Source organism: Sulfurimonas sp. (assembly GCF_041583195.1).
Taxonomy (GTDB): domain Bacteria; phylum Campylobacterota; class Campylobacteria; order Campylobacterales; family Sulfurimonadaceae; genus Sulfurimonas.
This window is the reverse complement of the sequence record NZ_JBFHGL010000002.1, coordinates 209,277-230,138: the sequence shown is the minus strand read 5'-3', so window position 1 is coordinate 230,138 and position 20,862 is coordinate 209,277. Positions and strand designations below refer to the sequence as shown.

Below are 20,862 nucleotides of genomic sequence, written 5' to 3'. Positions count from 1 at the left end.
TACCTATTTATAAAAAGCTTTTAGTACCACGTCCGTCATAAAGATCCCTATACTGAAAAGTAATAAGGTTCTGCATAATGGCAAAGAGTATTATAAAGTTTAAAAAACTGCTGCCCCCGTAACTAAACATGGGCAGTGGTACTCCCACAACCGGTGCATATCCAATTGTCATAGATATATTAACACCCATGTATACAAATATCATAAATGATATTGCAATAGTCACAACTTTTATATAATAATCCGTATTGAAAATACTAAGACTTAATAAGTGCAGTATTAGTAGAATATATACCAGTATAATAGCTAACCCGCCTAGAAATCCACTGCGCTCAACTAAGTAGGCAAATATAAAATCACTTGTAGCAATTGGAAGAAACTTCATTTGTGTTTGGGTAGCTTCCTCTTTTGAGTTCCCGCTAAGTCCACCTGAACCTATGGCAATGATCGACTGCTGGACATGGTATGAGGGCTTTTCACTTATAAAATCTTTTATACGTGTTTTTTGATAGTCATGCAGACCAAATTTATATACAAGAGGGGATGAAAGTAATATTGTAGTGATTATTACAGCCCAAATTTTCCAATTAACACCTATAAAAAACAGTGTACCGTAACCTATTATCAAAAGTACCAGTGCTGTACCAAGATCCGGTTCTTTTGCAATTAAAATAAAAGGCAGTAGTATATACGCGCTTAGTTTTAAAAACTCTTTTAAATTATATCCATTCCTTTGAGGTGGATTTTTATGTATTAGATACGCGAGCATTAAAATAAGTGCAGGTTTTACAAATTCAGATGGTTGAATAGTCGCATTTATAAATGGAAGTTCTAGCCATCTTTGCGCACCCATACCGCGTGTTGTTCCAAAAAAATCAACGGCTAAAAGCAAAAGTATATTTACCCAGTATATAAGTGGAATCAGCCAGCTCATTCTTCTAATAGGGAGTAAAAAAACAACTAAAAACGCTATAGCTGCTACACCAATATAAGCTATTTGTTTTTGAGCAAGAGCTGGTACGGCTTCATCTATAAGCCAGTTTGATGTAATGATCAGAGGCAGGATAAGAATAATGGAAATAAAATCAAATTGTGCTAAAATACGCTTATCAATTCTCCACAAACTACACTTCTCCAAATTTTTACAGAATTGTAACACAAAAGGTGTATAAAAAGGTATATTATGGATAATATTAAAAGCTTTACTTGTAGCATTCCTGAGCGCTTAGACACTTTTTTAGCTAACGAATTAGACCAAAGTAGATCACAAGTAGCACAACTTATAAAAAAAGATTGTGTATATGTTGATGAAAAATTAGTTTCACGTGCAGGTGTAAAACTGAAAGAAAATCAAAACATTAGAGTAGAACTTCCAGAGGCAAAAGAAGAAGAGCCTCAAGAGATAGATTTTAGTGTAGAAATTATCCATGAAGATGATGACCTTTTAGTAATAAACAAACCTAGCGGGTTGACAGTTCATCCCGCACCCAGCGTAAAAGAAGCTACTCTTGTTGACTGGTTAAAGCACAAGGGTATAAGACTCTCGACAATTAGCGGTGAAGAGCGTCACGGTATTGTACATAGATTAGATAAAGGTACAAGCGGTGTTATGGTTGTTGCAAAAAACAATGAAGCACACCAGCTTTTAAGTGAACAACTTCAAGATAAAAGTATGGGACGCCATTATTTGGCAGTAATTGAACCACCGCTAAAAGATGATATAACGATTATAGAAGCACCTATAAAAAGAAGCTCAAACAATCGTTTGAAAATGGCTTGTGAAGCAGGTGGAAAAGATGCTAAAACAGCTTTTAAACAACTGCTTTTGAGTAATGATGAAAAACACCAGTTAATAGCTTGTAAACTATTTACGGGACGTACACATCAAATTCGTGTACATCTTGAGACAAAAAGCCGTCATATAGTTGGTGATCACATATACGGAGCTATTAAAAAAGATGATAAATCGGAACGAATTTTGCTTCATGCATATGAATTACACTTTATCCATCCAAAAACTAATGAGGTGGTTTCATTTGTAGCTCCAATAGAGCAGAAAATGAAAGAATATATAGATAAAAAATTTGATACGGAGCAAATATATGAAGTTATTGAACCTAAGTTCATTATCGATAGTTTTAATTCTCTTAACTCTTAGTGGTTGTGGGGCAAAACCAAAACCAAAAGAAGAGGCTGTCATTGATCCAACCCTTCCAAAAGTATCTTTAACAAAAAATGCTACAAAATCAGGTATGAAATCGATAGCACTTGAATGGAAGCAAATTAAGGACAAAAGAGTTGAAGGTATCTATATCTATAGAGAGTCTATAGATGAGAACTTAAGTTCTGAAGATTCGTACTTCGATACGATAAATACAAGATTTGCAACTCACTATTTAGACAACAATGTTAAACCTGAACATAGATATAACTATTTTTTCGTAACTTATTCTAAAGATGCACAAGGGGAGAGAAGTGAGGTTTATCAAACTGCTACAAAACCTATACTGAATTCTGTAACATGGGTGTATGCAGCTAGTTCAATGCCTAGAAGTACAAAAATTATTTGGAGACCGCATACAAATGAGATAGTAAAAGCTTACGAGATCCAAAGAAGAGCATTAGACGAAGAAAAATGGAAAGTAGTAGCTAGAGTGCAAGGGCGTTTAAGTGCAGAGTATATAGATGAAGGTTTAAAAGATAACCACACATATTTGTACAATGTACGTGCGATTACATACAACGGAATTACATCAAAACAGAGTGAGATTGTAAAATCTATTACTAAGAAACTACCTCTAACTATAACTAATTTAGTAGCTTCAAAAGATGTTGCAAAGAAGATAAAAATTTCTTGGGATAAAACACAAAATAAAGATTTTTCTTACTACAAACTATATAGAGCAGATAAGCCGGACGGAAGCTATGAATTTATAGCAAAACTTATTGATAATAGTTTTGAAGATGAAGTACAAGAAGACGGTGTTAGATACTTCTACATGGTAACTCAAGTTGACAAAGACGGTTTAGAATCTCTACATCAGCCATACTCAACACAAGGTTTAAGTTTATCAAAACCGCTTGCACCTGCTGTAGTTGATGCAAAGCTTGAAGATAATAAAATTGTTCTAAAGTGGAGAAAAAACGATCTAAGAGCAAACAGCTATACTGTTATCAAAGAGTATAAAACAGGTGTTTTTGAATCTACAATAGATGAGATTAAAGATATTAAAGGTGAAAGTTTTGTAGATGAGGATATACTTCCGGGAACTACTTATTACTACAAGGTTTTAACTGTAGATAAAAACTCTATAACATCAGAGCCTAGTATAGAAGTTGTTATTGAAATTCCAGAAACAAAAGAAGAACAAAAATAGATGCCACACCTACATATAGAAGAATTTAAAAAGCTAGAACTGCCATTTGAAAAAGATGGAGTAAGCTTTAATTTTTATGGACAAAACGTAAAGCACGATGACGAACTTCTTATCTCAACTACAGTTGAGGATGAAGATTTCTTTTTGCTTTTAAAAGATGATGAGAATAAAACACTTTTAAAAACAGATAAACTGACACGTCCAGCTTCTACACAAAAAGTTCATAATGCCCTTTTAACATACGCAAATGAAGCACAACTAAATGTCCTAAGTTCAAATGTACATACATCTGCAAAAAATATACACCTTGAAAAGGTAACCGCTCTTAAAAATATAGAGTATTTTGCAGATAAGTTTCCCCAAGCTGATGATGTAGCAATAGAGGTCGGTTTTGGCTCAGGAAGACATCTTCTTCATCAAGCTAAAAAAAATCCAAAGACTTTATACATAGGTATTGAGATTCATCGCCCATCAATTGAACAGGTGTTAAAGCAGATCAGCATTCAGGAACTTGATAATCTATTAGTGCTCGATTATGATGCAAGACTTTTTATGGAATTAGTACCATCAAATATAGTAAGTCAAATATTTGTTCACTTTCCTGTACCATGGGATAAAAAACCTCATAGACGTGTAATATCTACTTCATTTATTGAAGAAGCAAGACGTGTTTTAAAAGTTGGCGGAACACTTGAATTAAGAACAGACAGTGAAAACTATTATGCGTATTCTTATGAAACATTTATAAACTTTCCGAAAATAACTTTAAACATTAGAAAAAACAGCGATATAGAGGTCAGTTCCAAGTATGAAGACAGATGGAAGAGAATGGAGAAAAACATCTATGATGTAACTATGATCAACGATCTAGAATCTGAGCTTTTAAATATAGAGGGTGGATTTAATTTTGATGAGTTTAAAGGTGATGAACAAAAGTTACTTGAACTAGGCGGAGTTACAAAAAGATTTGATAGCGGGTTTATCCATTTTGAAAGAGCTTACTCATTAGAAGATGGTGTAATGCTTAGAGTCTCTATGGGTAGTTTTGACAGACCTGAGCATCTATATGTGATCATAAGAGATGAGAATATTTCATACTATCCTCAGACACCTCTTAGATCAAAAAGTAATCTCAATGCACATAAATTCTTAAATGGGGTTTTAAATGGATAAAGTGATTCTTGCTAAAGATGTTTCCCTTAGTTATGACTCTAGTCAGACAATCATAAAACAAGCAAACTTTAGTATTGACTCCGGTAGTTTTGTATTTATCACTGGGGCTAGCGGTAGTGGTAAGTCAACGCTTCTAAAATCACTATACGGTGCCATAAAACCAAAACAAGGCTCTCTTATAGTAGGTGGAGTTGAATTAAATAACGTATCAAAAAGTAAATTAAATTTCTTAAGAAGACATCTTGGTATTGTTTTTCAAGATTATAAACTTGTAAAAGAGTGGACTATTGAGAAAAATATTACTATGCCACTGTTGATCAACGGTTATGAAAAAGAGGTTACTATCAACCAGACGGAATCTCTATTGAAACATGTTAGACTAAAACATCAATATGGTAAGTATCCACTAGAGCTTAGTGGGGGTGAGCAACAGCGTGTTGCAATGGCAAGAGCATTGGCACATAATCCGATACTAATCTTGGCAGATGAGCCGACAGGTAACCTTGATGAATATTCATCTCAACTTATTTGGAACCTTTTAGAAGGGGCAAATACTCAATTAAAAACTACAGTTATAGTTGTAACTCACCATATCCCATCTACATTGAATGTTGATTATAAACATTATCATATAGAATACGGAGAGATTAGTGAAGTCAATTAAAAACCACCTTTCGCTTATTGTAGCACTTATAAGTATCCTTTTTTCTATTCAGATTTTTATTATTGTTGATCGTTCAATCGATGCATATAAACAAAATTTAGCTAATAAATATTCAGTAGTTGTAGTCAGTAAAAAGAACATATTAGAAAAAGATATGTTGTCTTTAAACAGTTTAATAAAAGAGGTAGAAGAACTATCGCCTGATAACGTTATTAAGCGTTTAGATGCGGATATAGATGAAAAAAATATGAATCTTTTAAAATTGACTTTACCAAAGTTTTACAAGCTTCATTTGAAAAAGTTTCCATCTCCCAATGAGATAGAAAAACTTAGACGTGCTCTTTTTACAAACAAAAATATTACAAAGATTGAGGACTTTTCAAATAACCATGATATAACTTATAAGTTATTAGTGCTTTTTAAAAATGTGATTTTGGTTTTTGCAATAGTAGTGTCAATAGTTACAATGCTTCTTATTTTAAAAGAGTTAAGAATATGGCAGTTTAAACACTCTGAGAGAATGAATATTATGGGATTGTTCGGGGCTCCTACATGGCTTAGATCAGCTGTGCTTTTCAGACTTTCAATTGTAGATGCAATAATTTCAAGCATTTTGATATTTTTAATTTTTTCATATATAAGTGTAAATGAGTTTGTTTTAAAACAATTTGAAAATATCAATATTAAAATTGTTATATTTGATCAAGTGTACGATTCTCTATTATTATTAGGCGTATCTTTAATCTTATCTATATTTTTAGCAACAATGATAGTATTAGGTCATAAAGAAGAAGTATGATAAGAACATTATTTGTTTTATTAATACTATTTTTATCATTAAGTTCAGAAACTAATATTGATAAAAAAATAGATAATACATCTAAAAAAATAAAGAATTTCTCTAAAACATATAGTTCTTTAAATAAAAAGATGGCAGATAATGCAAAACAGATTTTAGAACAAAAAGAAGAGATATATAAGCAGCAAAAGTATTTAAAAGAATTAGAAGAACAATTAAAGTTAAAAGAAAAAACTTACCAGGCAAATACACAAACACTATCAAAATTAAAATTAGAGCAAGCTAAGCTGCAAAAATCTCAGTCAGACATAGAACAAGAGCTTGTATTTACGATTGCTAAAAGTGTATCTTTAAGTATTATTATCGATGAGAATGAAGCTAACGATGAAAGTGCACTTATAGAGGTAGAAGTTTTAAAAGAGATGCTTCAAAAAACAAAAGAGAGAGCAAATAAATTAAATGATCGTTTTTATGAAAATGTAAAAATAATAGATGCTAAAAAAGATCAAGCTCTTCAGTTAGAAGATGAGATTTCAAAAATAGATACAAAACACAAAATACTTAAAAAGACACAAGAAAAAAACAAAACTTTACTCGCTAAGTTGGAAAAATCTAAAAAGTCTTATAAAACAGAATTAAAGTCTCTTATAAAAAAGCAGGACACTTTGAAAGAGACTCTCTCAAGGCTTAAAATTATAAAGCTAGATGAAATAAAAAAAGCTAAAGAGGATGAGCGTAGACGTCAAGCTTTTGCTGCAAAAAAAGATGAAGACCTCCCAAAAGTTAAACAACACGGAAGTTCATACCAGAGAGTTAAAACGAAAAAATATACTGGTGAAAAAACTATAACACCTATATATCCGTACACATTAACAAAAAAATACGGGACATATACAGATCCTATATACGGTATAAAAATATTTAACGAATCGATCTCTATGATTCCAAAAGAAAAAAATGCAAAAGTGAGGACTGTGTTTAACGGAAAAGTTATATATGCAGATAAAACTGCTGTTTTAGACAATATAGTTATTGTTGAACATAAAGACGGTCTTCATACTATATATGCAAATCTTTCACAAATTTCACCGAATATTCAAAAAGGTAAAAAGATTAGAAAAGGTTATACAATAGGGCGTGTTAACGATGAACTCATCTTTGAAGTTACTCAAAAATCATATCACATAAATCCTATAAGGTTATTTCAATAAACATAATGCTTAAAATTATGATACAATTATTTTAAATTATTATAAATTATTAGGTAGATATCATGGATTACGGAAGAGATCTAAACAACAGCCGAAATAACCAGATGTATTACAACCAATTAAAAAGGGACAACCTTGCCAGACGCAAGAGAACTAGAAGAAAGAATAAATCTTTCGGTTCTCAAAATGTCGATGTCAAGGAAATGGTTTGGGCACCTGATGGTTATGAAGGTATATTCGGTTTTATATACTTTTTATTTATACCATATATAGTAGGTGCCGTTTTCTTATTTTTTGCAGTAGCTCAGGCAGATTTTGACAGCTTTATGAAGTTAAATACTGCAGCATTTTTTGTAGTTTGGGCGATTGGATATGAAATAGTAGCTTCATTAGCACTTCTTATAATTTTTTGGATGTTTATGAAGTTCGATAGTGATAAATAAAAGTACTTACTCTTTACTTAAACTTCTTTTGCTATAATTGCAAAAAATCATTAAGAGAAATATATGAACTTTATTCAAACTCGTGGCGTAGATCCTTCTTTCCAAGAAACAGTTACTTTTTCAGAAGCAATTTTAAGCCCTATAGCATCTTACGGTGGACTTTATGTACCTGAGAAGCTACCTGAATTAGGGAAAGTTTTTTTAAATAAACATCTAAACTCTAGCTACAAAGAGTTGGCATTTGATCTGTTAAAACAATTTGAAATAGATATTGATGCAAATGTTATTTTAGAAGCACTTGATTTGTATGATAATTTTGATGATAAAGACAATCCAGTTCCTGTTGTGAAAGTAAGAGATAATCTTTTTGTAAGTGAACTTTATCACGGTCCAACTCGTGCATTCAAAGATATGGCACTTCAACCTTTTGGAAGAATATTATCATCTGTTGCTCAGAAAAAAAATGAAAACTATTTGATTTTAGCTGCAACTAGTGGTGATACAGGTCCGGCAGCACTAGAGACTTTTAAAAACCAAGATAATATTCAGATGGTTTGTATATATCCTGCAAACGGAACAAGTGATGTACAACGTCTTCAAATGGTTACGGAAAATGCAAAAAACCTTAAAGTAATTGGTATAAACGGTAACTTTGATGATGCACAAAGTGCATTAAAACATCTTTTAGCATCTGATAGCTTTAATAAGACATTAAAAGAGAAAGATATCTCTCTTTCAGCTGCTAACTCTGTAAACTTTGGTCGAATAATATTTCAGATTATCTATCATATTCACTCTTACTTAGAGCTAGTACGCCAAGATGAGATAACTATTGGTGAAAAAGTATATATCAATGTTCCGAGTGGAAACTTTGGAAATATTCTTGGTGCCTTTTATGCAAAAGAGATGGGATTACCTGTTGAGAAACTAGTTGTTTCTTCAAATCAGAACAATATACTAACTCGTCTGATTAATACAGGTGTTTATGATATAAAAGATGATGAATTAATTTTAACAACATCTCCTGCTATGGATATATTAAAATCTTCAAATGTAGAGAGAGTTCTTTTTAGTCTTTATGGAGCTCAAAGAACAAAAGAGTTAATGAACGACTTAGATAAAAATAGTAAATATGAACTTACTAATGATGAACTGAAAAAACTTCAAGAGATTTTTATAGCTGATTATTGTGACGATGCAGAGGGTAAGCACTATATCAAAACAATGTTTGATGAAGGTTATTTAATGGATCCTCATACGGCAACTTGTCTTAAAGCTTACGAGAGTGTATGTGATCCTAAGATAAAATCTATTGTCTATTCAACTGCGGAGTGGACTAAATTTTCACCGGTTATAGCTAATGCTATTACTGGTGAAATCGATACACGAGATCTAGATGCATTGGCTTCAATATCTAAAGCTGCAAAAGTTGATATACCACAAATAATAAAAGATCTTTTTACAAAAGATATAGCTCAAAAAACTGTTATTGAAAAAGAAGATATTGAAAAGAGTATATTAAACTTCTTATAATCAAAAGCTATTTAGCTTTTGATACTAAAATTCCTCCTAAAACTATAAGACCAATTCCGCAAAACGTTAAAAAATCAGGGAACGAATCCCCAAGCATATATCCAAAACCTATTGCAAATGGTATGTTTGTATAACTTATAACACCTATAATACTAGCCTTGGAGGCTGAATATGCTTTTGTTAAAAGCCATTGAGATAGTGTAGATATAAAAGCCATAAATCCTATAAGCAACCAAATACTAAAGTTTTGAGGAATTATAAATTCAGGAAATAAAAACATTAAATATTGCGGTGCATCTATGTAAGGTGATAGTAAAAATAAAAAAACTGGCATTACAGATCCAACCATTACAAAAGACAATACTATTACACGAGAATCATAAATATCTTTTATTTTTTTAATTGTAGCATATGCAGCTGCTGCAAAAAATCCACCTAAAATACCTAAGGCATGTTCATACGATATACTCATTCCAAATGGCTTGGTAATAAATATAATCCCTAAAAACCCTATCAACAGAGCTAGAATTGCACGTTTACTTAGATGCTCATGCAGTAGATAATAAGCTAAGATCGATACAAATAAAGGTGATGTTTTATTAAGTGTTATAGCTTCTCCAAGTGGAATTGCAGAGATAGTATAGAAAAATAAGATCATCGCCAAAAAGCCGAGAAAGCCACGTAAAAAAAGCAGATGAATCTTACCTCCTTCCAATGTGGGAGGTTTGATTCTTAGTGCCCATAGAATTAGTACAACACCGATCATATTTCTGAAAAATACAATTTCTAAAGCACTAATATCATCCGATAATATTTTAGCTATTGCTCCATTTAGTGCAGATATAAGTGCACTAAGAAGCATAAAGATTATGCCATTATCTATATTTTTGAAAACTGATTTTTTTATGATAATTCAACTGCTTTTTTATAAGCTTTCTCAATAGCATTCATGCAGGCACTTCTAACATTGCCATCTTCTAAAGCACCATATCCTGCTGCTGTTGTTCCACCTGGACTCATAACACCGTCTTTTAAAATTGCAGGATGTACATCTTGGATAAGTTTTCCAAAACCACAGAATAAGCCACGCATAATAGCCATTGCATCATCACGCTTTAGTCCTTGTTTTACAGCACCATCAGCCAAAGACTCTGCTATAAGTGCAAGATAAGCTGGACCGCTTCCTGCAAGACCTGTAGCTATATCTAATTCTTTTTCACTTGCAAGCCATCTTGTTGGGCCAATTGCACCAAGTAATTTTTCCGCTTCTTCTTTAAAAGCTTCATCTCCAGTTAAAGTAGTCATAGATGATCCAACTGAAGCAGCTAGGTTTGGCATACTTCTTACTACTCCGTCAGGTTTTAGATTATTACGTAGTTTTTGAACAGTAGTACCAGCTAGTACTGAAAATACTACTCTTGCATTACCTTGTAATCTCTCGGCTACACTCTCAACATTTGCAGGTTTAACACAAAAGATTACTGTTTTACCTGTCATGTCAAAACCATCCATAAGATGTTTTTCGATTTTCACACCAAGTTCATTTTCAAACTTGTTTAGTTTATCTGCATTTCTACCTACAACTTCTATCTTATATTCTTTTTTTAGCCCCTTTGCTATGCTTAGTGCCATATTTCCATTGCCAATAAATGTTATAAGTTTATCCATAATAATCCTTTGCTTCAATCAATTTTAACTAAGATAGTGATACAATCAATTTAATTTTATAATATTAAAAGTATAACCTAATTCAGGAATTTTTTAAATGAAAAGAATAGTAATCAAAGTTGGAAGTGCTGTTTTAACTCAAGATAATGAGATAGCAAAAGAGAGAATGCTAAATCTTGTAAACCTTATTGCTAAGCTTAGAAGAAAATATGAGGTTGTGCTTGTTTCATCAGGGGCAGTAGCAGCAGGATATTCTGCACTAAAACTTGATAAGTCAAAACAGATTGGTAAAAAAGCAATAGCTGCAGCAGGTCAGCCGATTTTGATGTCAAGTTATAAAAAGAAATTTGACATATATGGTATAGACACTGCACAGATCCTATTGACAGAGGATGATTTTGATTCTAGAAAAAGAACAAAAATCTTCCAGGAAATTATCGATATGCACTTAAGTAATAATATTGTGCCTATTGTTAATGAAAACGATATAAGCTCAACTCCTGAACAGCTTTTTGGAGATAATGATCAGCTCTCAGCTAATGTGGCATATGCGATAAATGCAGATTTATTAATTATTTTAAGCGATATTGACGGATATTATGATAAAAATCCTTCAGAGAATAAAGATGCTAAGATTTATAAAGTTCTGACTGAACTGCCTGAAGGTTCACTTGAAGATAAAGCTACACCTAATAACCCGTTTGCGACAGGCGGTATAGTTACAAAACTAAAAGCGGCAGATTTTTTAATGAAACGTGGTAAAAAAATGCTTTTAACAAATGGTTTTGATTTGACTGCTGCAGAATCATTTTTAATAGATAAAAAACACACATTAGGTACTTTGTTCGCACCTAAGAAGAAAGAGGAGGTTTAAAATATGGAAAGTTTTTTAGCAAAAGCAAAAGACTCTAGCAGGGTACTTGGTGCTTTAAGCGGAAGCGAAAAAAACAGAATTTTAAAAGAGATGGCAGAAGCTTTAAGAAGTAATACTATGAACTTAATAGAAGCTAATGCACTTGATATGTCAGATGGTGAGAAAAATAATCTTTCATCTGCTTTAATGGATAGACTTCTTTTAGATGAAGCCCGTATTGAAGGTATGGCTGTTGCCGTTGAAGAGATTGCTGCACTTAAAGACCCTGTTGGTCGTATACTTGATGGTTGGGTTACGGAAGACGGATTAAATATGCAAAAGGTATCTATCCCTATCGGTGTAATAGGTATTATTTACGAGTCTCGTCCAAATGTTACAAGTGACACTGCAGCACTTTGTTTTAAAAGTTCAAACGTATGTATCTTAAAAGGCGGTAAAGAAGCACAAAACTCTAATAAAGCAATAGCTGATGTTCTTCAAGCAGTACTAGAAAGAAATAACCTGCCAAAAGAGATGATCTCTTTAATCCCTGATTCTTCTCGCGAAGGTGTAGATAAACTAATCAAGATGGATAAGTATGTTGATCTAATTATCCCTCGCGGTGGAGAAGGGCTTATCAAACATGTTAGTGCCAATGCGACTGTAAGTGTTGTTAAACATGATAAGGGACAGTGTCACACGTATATAGACAAAGATGCAAAACTGGACAATGCTATCAAAATTGCAATAAATGCAAAGACTCAGCGTCCTGGTGTATGTAATGCTATGGAGACTCTTCTTGTTGATAAAGCTATAGCAAAAGATGCACTTCCAAAAATTAAAAGTGCATTTGATGAGTACCACACAGAGTTAAAAGGTTGTGCTGAGACTCAGACAATTATAGATGTTGCAGAAGCAACTGATGAAGATTTTGATACTGAGTATTTAGCCAATATTTTAAATATAAAAGTGGTAGATGGAGTAGAGGGTGCAATAGATCATATTGTTCGTTTTACTTCAGGACACTCTGAAGCTATCATAACTGAAAATATAACTTCTGCTGAGCTATTTTTAAACTCTATCGATGCAGCTGCTCTTTATGTTAATGCATCAACAAGATTTACAGACGGTGGTGCTTTTGGATTTGGTGCCGAGGTTGGTATAAGTACAAATAAGCTTCATGCTCGCGGACCTATGGGAATTGAAGGATTAACTACGTATAAGTTTAAAATCTACGGACAGGGTCAGATTAGAGGTTAAGAAAGATATTCTTTTACCTCTACCTCTAAAGCTTTAAAATGTGAAGCATACTGTTTAAAAGTATTTATATACTCTTTACCTTCAGGATCTTTAAGTTCTTGTTTTAAGTTTTTCAATAACTCTTGTAGATTATTTGCCCCGATATTTGCCGTAACTCCAGTAATATCAAGTAAAATTTGTTGAGCAGCTTTTCTTTCATTATTATTTAAAAAGTCTTGAATCGTTTTAGTTGAACCCTCGTAGTTATTTAAAAAGTCACTCAGGATCTCTTTATAAAAATCTTCATCGCCACCACAAACTTCTATACCTGTTTGTGTGTCAAGTTCTTTAGAAGTTGAATCATTAGTATCATCATTAGTCTGTATATCGATTTTATCTTCTCTATGGTATCCATACGCATATAATATGTCATATAAAGCATCCATTTTTAGAGGTTTTTCAAGATTTTCCTGCATACCTGCTGCGCGCATGTTTGCAATGTCATCGGCTGCTACGTCACCGCTAAGTGCAATAACTGTAATATGAGAATAGTTTGGGTTTGCACGTATAATTCTTGTAGCTTCAAAACCGTCCATATTCGGCATATTAACATCCATTAAAATCATACAAAATGCATCATCGTTTTCAAGGTGTTTTAAAACTTCTTCTCCATCATCAACGATTGTTAGTTGAATACCAGATTCTCCTAGAAGACCTTTAATAACCTTTTGATTAATAAGATTGTCTTCTGCAATCATAACTCTCATACCTTCAAACTCTTTAAAATCATCCTTGCTTATTTTTCCGTGTGTAGGTACTTTTTTCGCTTCAATTGTTGACTTTAGCGGGTCTAGTGCCTTAGTAGATTCTTTTTCTGGCTCTTTTGTTTCACTTTCTGGCTGAACTAATTCATCTTCTTGCTCATATTCTAGTTCCTCCTCATCCATCTCTATAGCAGATGCGTCAGGAACTGCTAATATATCTTCATCCTCTTGTTCTGCAGTGTACTCAGGTTCATATTCTGTTTCTTCAATATTGCTTTGAATATCATATGAATCTACAGTGTCTTCAATTATGATATCTTCACCTAGATCTTCTTGAAGTTTTTTTTGTTTGTTCTTTAGTATAAAAACATATATAACTATCAAAATAAGAATAAGTATAAATGCAATTATCTCCATCATATATGTTTGCACGAAATTTTCTTGAGCTGGTTGAGGTATTTTTATTTTTTGTATCTCTTGTTTTACAGGTTTTGGTTTAACTTCTATTGGAGTTACTTTTTCTACTTTTACAGGAGTCGTTTTTTCAACCTGTATTTTTTCTGGTTTTACCTCTTGAACTTTAACCTCTTCAACTGGAAGGTCTTCTACTTTTACCTCTTCTTTTGCTAACTCTTTTGGAAGTTCAACTTTGTCCAGAACTAGCTTTAAAACATAAGCATCTTTAAATTCTGTAGATTTAATTTTATTTAGCACATGTGTTTGAGTAGCTTTGTCTAGTAATGGTTCTAATGTTACTAAAAAGTATTTTCCGTCTTGTTTTGTAACACTTTTAATATTGTTTTTTTCTAAAAAGTTTTTAAATTCAATATCTTTTGAGATCACACTCGTTAATTCATCTTTAACACTAATAGCACTACTTGATTTTGAAAATGTACCTATGACTATCTGTGTGGCAGCACTTAGGTATGTTGTTAAAAGTATTGATATTAGTAAAATGAATTTCATGCGTGATCCTTTGTTTTTTGTATAATACAATATGTTAAATTAATTTGACTTAATTCTAATAATTTTACAAAGTATTAAATAAGTTTAAGTATAATCACTAAAAAATAAAGAGCAAATAAAGTGTCAGAAATACCGCATATTCCAGTTTTATACAAAGAAGTCCTAGATGTTGCAAAAGATGTTGATAACGGAATTATAATCGATTGTACAATGGGATATGCAGGACATTCTTCTATGATGCTCGAAGCCAATCCAAATGCACACTTAATCGGGATTGACCAAGATATAACAGCAATAGAATTCTCTAGCAAAAGATTAGAACCATATAAAAATAGAGTAGATATAAAAAAAGGTCGCTTTTCCAATGTTATTAAAGAGATAGTTAAAGAGTACAATTTAGAAGATATAAAATTAGTTCTAGCAGATATAGGAGTAAGTTCTCTTCAGCTTGATCAAAAAGACAGAGGTTTTTCTTATGAGAGCGATAATCTTGATATGCGTATGGACAAGGGAGCTGAGCTTAGTGCAAGTGAAGTTGTAAACAACTATTCAAAGTCTGAACTAGAGCGTATTTTAAATGAGTACGGTGAGCTTAGAAACTATAAAAGAATTGCAGATGTTATAGTAAAAAATAGACCGTTTCATTCTGCAAAAGAGTTGAGCGAATGTGTAAAACCACATATGCCTCGCGGTAAAAAAATTCATCCAGCTACACTTTTGATGCAGGCGATCAGAATAGAGGTAAATGATGAGCTTGGAGAATTAAAAGGGCTTTTAGAGACGATCAAAGAAGCTAAACTTCCAAATGCAAAGATAGCGATCATATCGTTTCATTCACTTGAAGACAGGATAGTTAAACAAACATTTGCTTCGTGGGCAAAATCTTGTATTTGTGATCCTGAGGCTATGAGGTGTACGTGTGGAAACAATCATGCTTTAGGTAAAGTTGTTACTAAAAAACCGCTTACTGCCGATAGTGAAGAGTTAAAACAAAACCCAAGAAGCCGTAGTGCAAAACTTAGAGTTTTTCAAATGGATATAAAATGAGTTCAAAAGATCTACTTTTAGATGAAGTCGGTAAAGTACTTGCACCGCTTAAAAGTCTTGATCTCTCATATTTAGTATATACACTTGTAGTGATGTTTTTTATACTTGCAATTTTATTTCCAAAAATTTATATAACCCAACAAATTTATTTTAAAAGCAGAGAGATATCAAAACTTAAAGCTGAATACGATACATTAAAAGAGGAAAATAAAGTAATAGGCGCATCTGTAGAAGAGATAAAGTATAAAAACCAAGTAATAGATACTATTTTTTAAAGGTATAAGTTAGATGATAAGAAGTTTTATAGAGTTTGCTATAGATAAACCAAGACTAAATCATATATTTTTAACATTTATATTTGTAATGTCTATATTTGCATATTTAAATATTCCAAAAGAGATCTTCCCTCCTATGAATATGGATAAGATCGTAATTAGTGGAGGGTATGTAGGGACAAGTGCGGACGTACTTGATAACATGGTCGTTAAAACTATAGAGGATGATCTTCAAAATATTGATGAACTTGATATTATTGAAACGACTATCAAAAACGGCTCATTTACGATAAGTGTAGATATAAAACCAAACTCTGACAATATCTTGGTTTTAAATGACGTAAAAGATATTATAAGCGGTGTAAAAAAAGACCTTCCTGCAGATATGTCAGAACCTATAGCCAAGATAATGAAGCATAATTTCCCGCTTGTTCTTATTGCACTTTCAGGTGATGTAGATAAAACCGTACTTTTAGAAAAAGCTGACAAATTAAAAAGTAAACTAAGTAACCTTAAAGATCTAAGTGAGATCACAATCCGTGGTGATGCAGATGAGGAACTTGTTTTAAGATTAAACAATCAAAAGATTTTGGCACTTGGTCTGCAACCTGCACTTGTAGTATCTGCACTGCAAAATATAAGCTCAATTTTCCCTGTAGGTACTATTAAAGACAAAGGTTCACACCTTTACATATCTACGTATAATGGTGAAAAAACTAAAATAGATGTAGAAAATACAATAATAGGCGTAGGCGGAGTTAAAGTAAAAATAAAAGATATCGCAGATGTTAGTTTTGAACTCGGTGATGAAGTGGAACTATCGCACTATAACGGAAAAAGAAATATATCTATAAACGTAACTAAGAGTGAGAGCGGAAATGCTATAGCACTTGTTAAAGAGATCAGAGAGATCCTAAAAGAAAGTGAGAGTAAAAACGAAGGTATATCTTATGATATTTACACAGATACATCGAAGTGGATCAAGAACCGTTTAAATGTAGTTTTCTCAAATATTGCTTTTGGACTTATGCTTGTATTTACTGCTATGCTTATATTTGTTGATCGTGGGATTGCACTTGTTGTAGCGATAGGTATTCCGGTTAGTTTTATGATAGGTCTGATTGCAACTGAGATTATGGGTGATTCTATAAACATGCTCTCGCTTTTAGGGGCACTTATCGCTTTAGGTATGCTGGTTGATGAGGCAATAGTTGTAGCTGAGAATATATATAGACACCTAGAAGAGGGGATGGAGAGACGCGAAGCTGTTATAAACGGTGCTGTAGAGATGTTTCCTGCAGTTTTAGCTGCAACGCTTACAACTGTTTTTGCATTCTTGCCGATGCTTCTTTTAAGTGGCGAAATGGGTATGTTTATTAAGATAATACCTATCATGATAACGATTTTACTACTCTCATCATTATTAGAGGCTTTTTACTTTTTACCTCTTCATGCTTATGATTTCTTACGTGTTAAAAAGTCAACTGACTATACAAAAGCATTATGGGACAAACTATACGAGTGGCATAATAAAACACTTCACTTTTTATTTAGAAGAAAAATAACTTCCTTAATAGTGATAGTTGTAACGATATTATCTATTACGGCTGTACTCATTAAAAACTCTAAATTCCAGCTTTTCCCTGATTTTGACAATACGCAGATATATGTATATGGAAAAGTAAATATTAACAATGAACTTGAAGATACCGAAGAGATAGTAACAGAGTTAGAGAATAAGATCATAAAAAACCTTTCAAAAGATGATATGTCATCTGTTACAAGTGTTATAGGTTTTAAACTTGATGCCAGAAATAGAGCGGTAATCGGTGAGAATATGTTCCACATATTTATTGATCTTCATGAAAAAGCCCCCGAAAATGTGTTTGATAAATATATAAGTCCGTATCTCTCTTTAGAATATGATCCTGATGTACTGATTAGAAAAAGATATGCCAGAGATATAGCTGCTGATTTAAAAGAGGTTTTAAAACCATATAAAGATCTAAAAGTAGCCGAGAGCTTATTATATGAAGAACTTGTTGTCAAAGTTCCGGGTGCTGGTGTTGTAAAACATGATTTGGAAATAAGTTTAAGTTCAAAAACAAATACAGACATTATAAAAGCACTTGGATATTTAGAAAAAGAGGTTAAAAAAATAAACGGAGTCTCAAACGTATCAAATGATGCAGATATAGGGGAGATGGAGTTAAAGCTTCGTGTTAACGAGTATGGGCAAGAACTTGGATTTAACGAACAACTTATCTCTAATGAACTTCGCGCATATTACCTTAAAGGTGAATACGGAAAGATGTTCAACGATACAGGTCTGCTTCGCATCAAAATAGAAAGCGGTATGAATGAGCTTATCTCCTCTATAGATACGGTTGAATTGCAGGTTCCAAATACAAATCAGTTTGTAGTACTAAAAGACGTGTGTGAGTATATTTTCCAGCAAGGCTATGTTGATATAAATAAAGAAGACGGTGTTCGTATAAGAAGTGTATTTGCCACTATAGATAAAACTATAACAACATCATCAGAAGTTATGGCAAGACTACAAGGTGCTTTTAAAAAGCTTGAAAACGACGGCTTCACTATAGATATAAAAGGTGAAGAGAAAGAGAATGCAAAAAATAAAAAAGAGATGACTCAATCTGCCGTAATCGCTCTGTTTTTAATATTTATAACGTTGGTGTGGCTTTTTGATTCTATTAAAAAATCACTTATAGTGATCTCTACAATCCCATTAGTACTTCTTGGTGTATTCTTTGGTCATATTGTAATGGGATTAAACCTTACAATGCCTGGTACTATAGGTATTGTAGGTCTTGCAGGTGTTGTTGTTAATGACGGACTGATAATGGTTAATTTTATAAAAAATGCTAAAAATACGGAAGATCTTATGAGTAGGGCACTTACTCGTTTACGCCCGATTTTACTCACATCTATTACGACTGTACTTGGTTTGATGACTCTTATCTTTTTTGCTTCTGGTCAGGCGATGATACTTCAACCAATGGCAGTTTCACTTGGTTTTGGTATAGCTTGGGCTACCGTTTTAAACCTTGTATATGTACCTCTTCTTTATGCCGTATTGTATAAAATTAAGGCACCAAATAGCTAAATTTAGGATAAAATCTAATAATAATTTAATACAAGGTTGATTATAATTGCGATAATTTTTAATCAGGGAGTTTATTCTAATGGGTGAGTTGTTTACTTTTTTCGGACTTGTTTCACACTCTAAAGAGTTTATCTATACTACGCACATGCTTTTAGCGGCTGGTATAGCGATAATCTTAGCTAAAATGGCTATGAGTAATTTAAAGTTAGTTCCTACAGGAACTCAAAATGTTATGGAAGCTTATATGTTAGGTGTTCTTAAAATGGGAACTGATACAATGGGTAAAGACGAAGCACGTCGTTATTTCCCACTAGTAGCTACTATCGGTTTATTCGTTGGTATCGCTAACTTAATCGGTGTAATTCCAGGTTTTGAAGCTCCAACTGCATTTTTAGAATTTGCATTTACTTTAGCTTTAGCTGTATTTGTTTACTATAACTTCGAAGGTATTCGTCGTAACGGTGTTATCAAATACTTCAAACACTTTTTAGGTCCAGTTTGGTGGTTATATTGGTTAATGTTCCCAATTGAAATCGTATCTCATTTCTCAAGACTTGTATCTTTATCTTTCCGTTTATTCGGAAATGTAAAAGGTGACGATATGTTCTTAATGGTAATCTTAATGCTTGCTCCGTGGGTATTACCAATGATTCCATTTGCATTATTAACTTTTATGGCTTTCTTACAAGCTTTCATCTTTATGATGTTAACTTACGTGTACCTAACTGGTGCAGTAGTAATGGAAGACCACTAAAACTCCCCTTGAATTATGCGAGAAACTACATTTCATAGAATTGTAAGTTTTTTGCTTGGAGCGTCTTGGGCTATTGTCCTCTTCGGCGCTCTTATTACTTTTAAATCACTTTTATTTTTAGGCTTTTTTACAGCTATTTTCTTTGCAATATTTTTTGTATTCGTATCTATGTTTATGATTCTCGCACTTGATGCTTTTGTTATCAATAGAAAACGTTTGGAAGAAACTGAGAAACAAACAAAGCTTTTGGAAGAGTTATCAAAGAAATAGTTTTTGATATACTATTATAAAATGATTTTAATATAAAGTATTTTATGATGGATATAAAAGAAGACCTAAGTATATATCTAATTGAAGATTCAATAGTAGATTTCTCATCACCAAAAATTCAGGCTCTGGCTTCCTCACTTGCTCGTGGTGTAAATAGTGATGAAGATATTGCTAGACATTGTTTTTTATTTGTTAGAGACAATATAAACCACACAGGTGATCATAAAGACAATATAACTACACTAAAAGCCAGTGAAGTATTACAACACACAACGGGTTGGTGTTATGCTAAAAGTATACTGCTTGCTGCTTTGCTACGTGCAAACAACATCCCTACAGGTTTTTGTTATCAGAGGCTCTCTTGTGGTGAATATAAAGATGATGTATACTGCTTACATGGTTTAAATGCCATATATTTAAAAGAATATGGTTGGTACAGAGTTGATGCTAGAGGTAATAAAGAAGGAATAGATGCACAGTTTACTCCACCTATGGAAAAACTTGCATTTGAACTTCAAGATGCTGAATCAGACCTTGAAGGTATCTATTCTTCACCTTTAGATGAAGTTATTGAAGCTTTAAAGTACAACAAAACTTATGAAGATATGACCAATAACTTTCCTGATATAAAACAGTAGTTATAAAAAAGTAAAACTTTTTTAATAATCTTTGGATAAAATTCCTAAAAATTGAAACAAA

20 protein-coding genes are annotated in these 20,862 nt (G+C 32.6%); 16 read left to right on the top strand and 4 right to left on the bottom strand.

Going from position 1 to position 20,862, the window contains the following annotated elements; all coding sequences use genetic code 11:
* Positions 1–7 precede the first annotated feature (7 nt).
* Entirely contained in the window at positions 8–1,123 is a 1,116-nt protein-coding gene (locus ABZA65_RS02960) for an FtsW/RodA/SpoVE family cell cycle protein (protein ID WP_373070429.1), read from the bottom strand.
* 60 nt (positions 1,124–1,183) lie between these two features.
* Here ABZA65_RS02960 and ABZA65_RS02955 point away from each other — a divergent pair, with 60 nt between their 5' ends.
* From ABZA65_RS02955 to thrC, 8 genes are all read left to right on the top strand, one after another.
* Positions 1,184–2,158, top strand: coding sequence for an RluA family pseudouridine synthase (locus ABZA65_RS02955; protein ID WP_373070427.1), 975 nt, complete (start codon positions 1,184–1,186; stop codon positions 2,156–2,158).
* Positions 2,103–3,377: a fibronectin type III domain-containing protein gene (locus tag ABZA65_RS02950; RefSeq protein ID WP_373070425.1), complete on the top strand. Its 1,275-nt coding sequence runs from the start codon at positions 2,103–2,105 to the stop codon at positions 3,375–3,377. Before ABZA65_RS02955 ends, ABZA65_RS02950 begins: the two co-directional genes overlap by 56 nt.
* Complete coding sequence (gene trmB, locus ABZA65_RS02945; protein ID WP_373070423.1) at positions 3,378–4,550, top strand: tRNA (guanosine(46)-N7)-methyltransferase TrmB; 1,173 nt, start codon at positions 3,378–3,380, stop codon at positions 4,548–4,550.
* Positions 4,543–5,214 carry a cell division ATP-binding protein FtsE gene (locus ABZA65_RS02940; RefSeq protein ID WP_373070421.1) on the top strand — a complete coding sequence of 224 codons (672 nt, stop codon included), beginning with the start codon at positions 4,543–4,545 and terminating at the stop codon, positions 5,212–5,214. Before trmB ends, ABZA65_RS02940 begins: the two co-directional genes overlap by 8 nt.
* Entirely contained in the window at positions 5,201–6,013 is an 813-nt protein-coding gene (locus ABZA65_RS02935) for a cell division protein FtsX (RefSeq protein WP_373070419.1), read from the top strand. The genes ABZA65_RS02940 and ABZA65_RS02935 overlap by 14 nt, the downstream gene beginning before the upstream one ends.
* Positions 6,010–7,224, top strand: a complete 1,215-nt coding sequence (locus ABZA65_RS02930; protein ID WP_373070417.1) for a murein hydrolase activator EnvC — start codon at positions 6,010–6,012, stop codon at positions 7,222–7,224. The genes ABZA65_RS02935 and ABZA65_RS02930 overlap by 4 nt, the downstream gene beginning before the upstream one ends.
* Before the next feature lie 62 nt (positions 7,225–7,286).
* Positions 7,287–7,667: a hypothetical protein gene (locus tag ABZA65_RS02925; protein WP_373070415.1), complete on the top strand. Its 381-nt coding sequence runs from the start codon at positions 7,287–7,289 to the stop codon at positions 7,665–7,667.
* Between the two features lie 63 nt (positions 7,668–7,730).
* Positions 7,731–9,200 carry a threonine synthase gene (gene thrC / locus ABZA65_RS02920; protein WP_373070413.1) on the top strand — a complete coding sequence of 490 codons (1,470 nt, stop codon included), beginning with the start codon at positions 7,731–7,733 and terminating at the stop codon, positions 9,198–9,200.
* A gap of 7 nt (positions 9,201–9,207) precedes the next feature.
* Here the strand turns inward: thrC and ABZA65_RS02915 are convergent, their stop codons facing one another.
* Together ABZA65_RS02915 and ABZA65_RS02910 are read right to left on the bottom strand one after the other, a co-directional pair.
* Positions 9,208–10,062: a DMT family transporter gene (locus tag ABZA65_RS02915; protein WP_373070411.1), complete on the bottom strand. Its 855-nt coding sequence runs from the start codon at positions 10,060–10,062 to the stop codon at positions 9,208–9,210.
* Between the two features lie 41 nt (positions 10,063–10,103).
* Positions 10,104–10,868, bottom strand: a complete 765-nt coding sequence (locus ABZA65_RS02910) for a pyrroline-5-carboxylate reductase (protein ID WP_373070409.1) — start codon at positions 10,866–10,868, stop codon at positions 10,104–10,106.
* Positions 10,869–10,965: 97 nt separating this feature from the next.
* On the opposite strand from ABZA65_RS02910, the gene proB reads away from it, so the two are divergent.
* Together proB and ABZA65_RS02900 are read left to right on the top strand one after the other, a co-directional pair.
* Positions 10,966–11,742 (top strand): glutamate 5-kinase, encoded by a 777-nt coding sequence (gene proB / locus ABZA65_RS02905; RefSeq protein ID WP_373070407.1) that lies wholly within the window; start codon positions 10,966–10,968, stop codon positions 11,740–11,742.
* A 3-nt stretch (positions 11,743–11,745) separates the two neighbouring features.
* Positions 11,746–12,981, top strand: a complete 1,236-nt coding sequence (locus tag ABZA65_RS02900) for a glutamate-5-semialdehyde dehydrogenase (protein ID WP_373070405.1) — start codon at positions 11,746–11,748, stop codon at positions 12,979–12,981.
* Here ABZA65_RS02900 and ABZA65_RS02895 read toward each other — a convergent pair.
* Complete coding sequence (locus tag ABZA65_RS02895; protein ID WP_373070403.1) at positions 12,978–14,690, bottom strand: response regulator; 1,713 nt, start codon at positions 14,688–14,690, stop codon at positions 12,978–12,980. The two genes, ABZA65_RS02900 and ABZA65_RS02895, sit on opposite strands and share 4 nt — an antisense overlap.
* A 120-nt stretch (positions 14,691–14,810) precedes the next feature.
* On the opposite strand from ABZA65_RS02895, the gene rsmH reads away from it, so the two are divergent.
* The 6 genes from rsmH (at position 14,811) to ABZA65_RS02865 (ending at position 20,801) form a co-directional block, all read left to right on the top strand.
* Positions 14,811–15,737, top strand: a complete 927-nt coding sequence (gene rsmH / locus ABZA65_RS02890; protein WP_373070401.1) for a 16S rRNA (cytosine(1402)-N(4))-methyltransferase RsmH — start codon at positions 14,811–14,813, stop codon at positions 15,735–15,737.
* The gene (locus ABZA65_RS02885; protein WP_373070399.1) at positions 15,734–16,012 is read left to right on the top strand and encodes a hypothetical protein; all 279 of its coding nucleotides are present in this window, start codon (positions 15,734–15,736) and stop codon (positions 16,010–16,012) included. The genes rsmH and ABZA65_RS02885 overlap by 4 nt, the downstream gene beginning before the upstream one ends.
* A gap of 13 nt (positions 16,013–16,025) precedes the next feature.
* Positions 16,026–19,139, top strand: a complete 3,114-nt coding sequence (locus tag ABZA65_RS02880; RefSeq protein ID WP_373070397.1) for an efflux RND transporter permease subunit — start codon at positions 16,026–16,028, stop codon at positions 19,137–19,139.
* 79 nt (positions 19,140–19,218) lie between these two features.
* On the top strand, positions 19,219–19,893 hold the full coding sequence (locus tag ABZA65_RS02875) for a F0F1 ATP synthase subunit A (RefSeq protein ID WP_373070395.1): 675 nt from the start codon (positions 19,219–19,221) through the stop codon (positions 19,891–19,893).
* 15 nt (positions 19,894–19,908) lie between these two features.
* Positions 19,909–20,163: a hypothetical protein gene (locus ABZA65_RS02870; protein ID WP_373070393.1), complete on the top strand. Its 255-nt coding sequence runs from the start codon at positions 19,909–19,911 to the stop codon at positions 20,161–20,163.
* Between the two features lie 44 nt (positions 20,164–20,207).
* Entirely contained in the window at positions 20,208–20,801 is a 594-nt protein-coding gene (locus ABZA65_RS02865; protein ID WP_373070391.1) for a transglutaminase family protein, read from the top strand.
* Positions 20,802–20,862 lie beyond the last annotated feature (61 nt).

Excerpts from the sequence above, each read along its gene's own strand:
- ABZA65_RS02880 (WP_373070397.1), top strand. The coding sequence starts at position 16,026 with ATGATAAGAAGTTTTATAGAGTTTGCTATAGATAAACCAAGACTAAAT.
- ABZA65_RS02885 (WP_373070399.1), top strand. The coding sequence starts at position 15,734 with ATGAGTTCAAAAGATCTACTTTTAGATGAAGTCGGTAAAGTACTTGCA.
- ABZA65_RS02930 (WP_373070417.1), top strand. The coding sequence starts at position 6,010 with ATGATAAGAACATTATTTGTTTTATTAATACTATTTTTATCATTAAGT.
- ABZA65_RS02870 (WP_373070393.1), top strand. The coding sequence starts at position 19,909 with ATGCGAGAAACTACATTTCATAGAATTGTAAGTTTTTTGCTTGGAGCG.
- ABZA65_RS02875 (WP_373070395.1), top strand. The coding sequence starts at position 19,219 with ATGGGTGAGTTGTTTACTTTTTTCGGACTTGTTTCACACTCTAAAGAG.
- proB (WP_373070407.1), top strand. The coding sequence starts at position 10,966 with ATGAAAAGAATAGTAATCAAAGTTGGAAGTGCTGTTTTAACTCAAGAT.
- thrC (WP_373070413.1), top strand. The coding sequence starts at position 7,731 with ATGAACTTTATTCAAACTCGTGGCGTAGATCCTTCTTTCCAAGAAACA.
- ABZA65_RS02895 (WP_373070403.1), bottom strand. The coding sequence starts at position 14,690 with ATGAAATTCATTTTACTAATATCAATACTTTTAACAACATACCTAAGT.
- trmB (WP_373070423.1), top strand. The coding sequence starts at position 3,378 with ATGCCACACCTACATATAGAAGAATTTAAAAAGCTAGAACTGCCATTT.
- ABZA65_RS02910 (WP_373070409.1), bottom strand. The coding sequence starts at position 10,868 with ATGGATAAACTTATAACATTTATTGGCAATGGAAATATGGCACTAAGC.
- ABZA65_RS02865 (WP_373070391.1), top strand. The coding sequence starts at position 20,208 with ATGATGGATATAAAAGAAGACCTAAGTATATATCTAATTGAAGATTCA.
- ABZA65_RS02950 (WP_373070425.1), top strand. The coding sequence starts at position 2,103 with ATGAAGTTATTGAACCTAAGTTCATTATCGATAGTTTTAATTCTCTTA.
- ABZA65_RS02925 (WP_373070415.1), top strand. The coding sequence starts at position 7,287 with ATGGATTACGGAAGAGATCTAAACAACAGCCGAAATAACCAGATGTAT.
- ABZA65_RS02940 (WP_373070421.1), top strand. The coding sequence starts at position 4,543 with ATGGATAAAGTGATTCTTGCTAAAGATGTTTCCCTTAGTTATGACTCT.
- ABZA65_RS02955 (WP_373070427.1), top strand. The coding sequence starts at position 1,184 with ATGGATAATATTAAAAGCTTTACTTGTAGCATTCCTGAGCGCTTAGAC.
- ABZA65_RS02915 (WP_373070411.1), bottom strand. The coding sequence starts at position 10,062 with ATGCTTCTTAGTGCACTTATATCTGCACTAAATGGAGCAATAGCTAAA.
- ABZA65_RS02900 (WP_373070405.1), top strand. The coding sequence starts at position 11,746 with ATGGAAAGTTTTTTAGCAAAAGCAAAAGACTCTAGCAGGGTACTTGGT.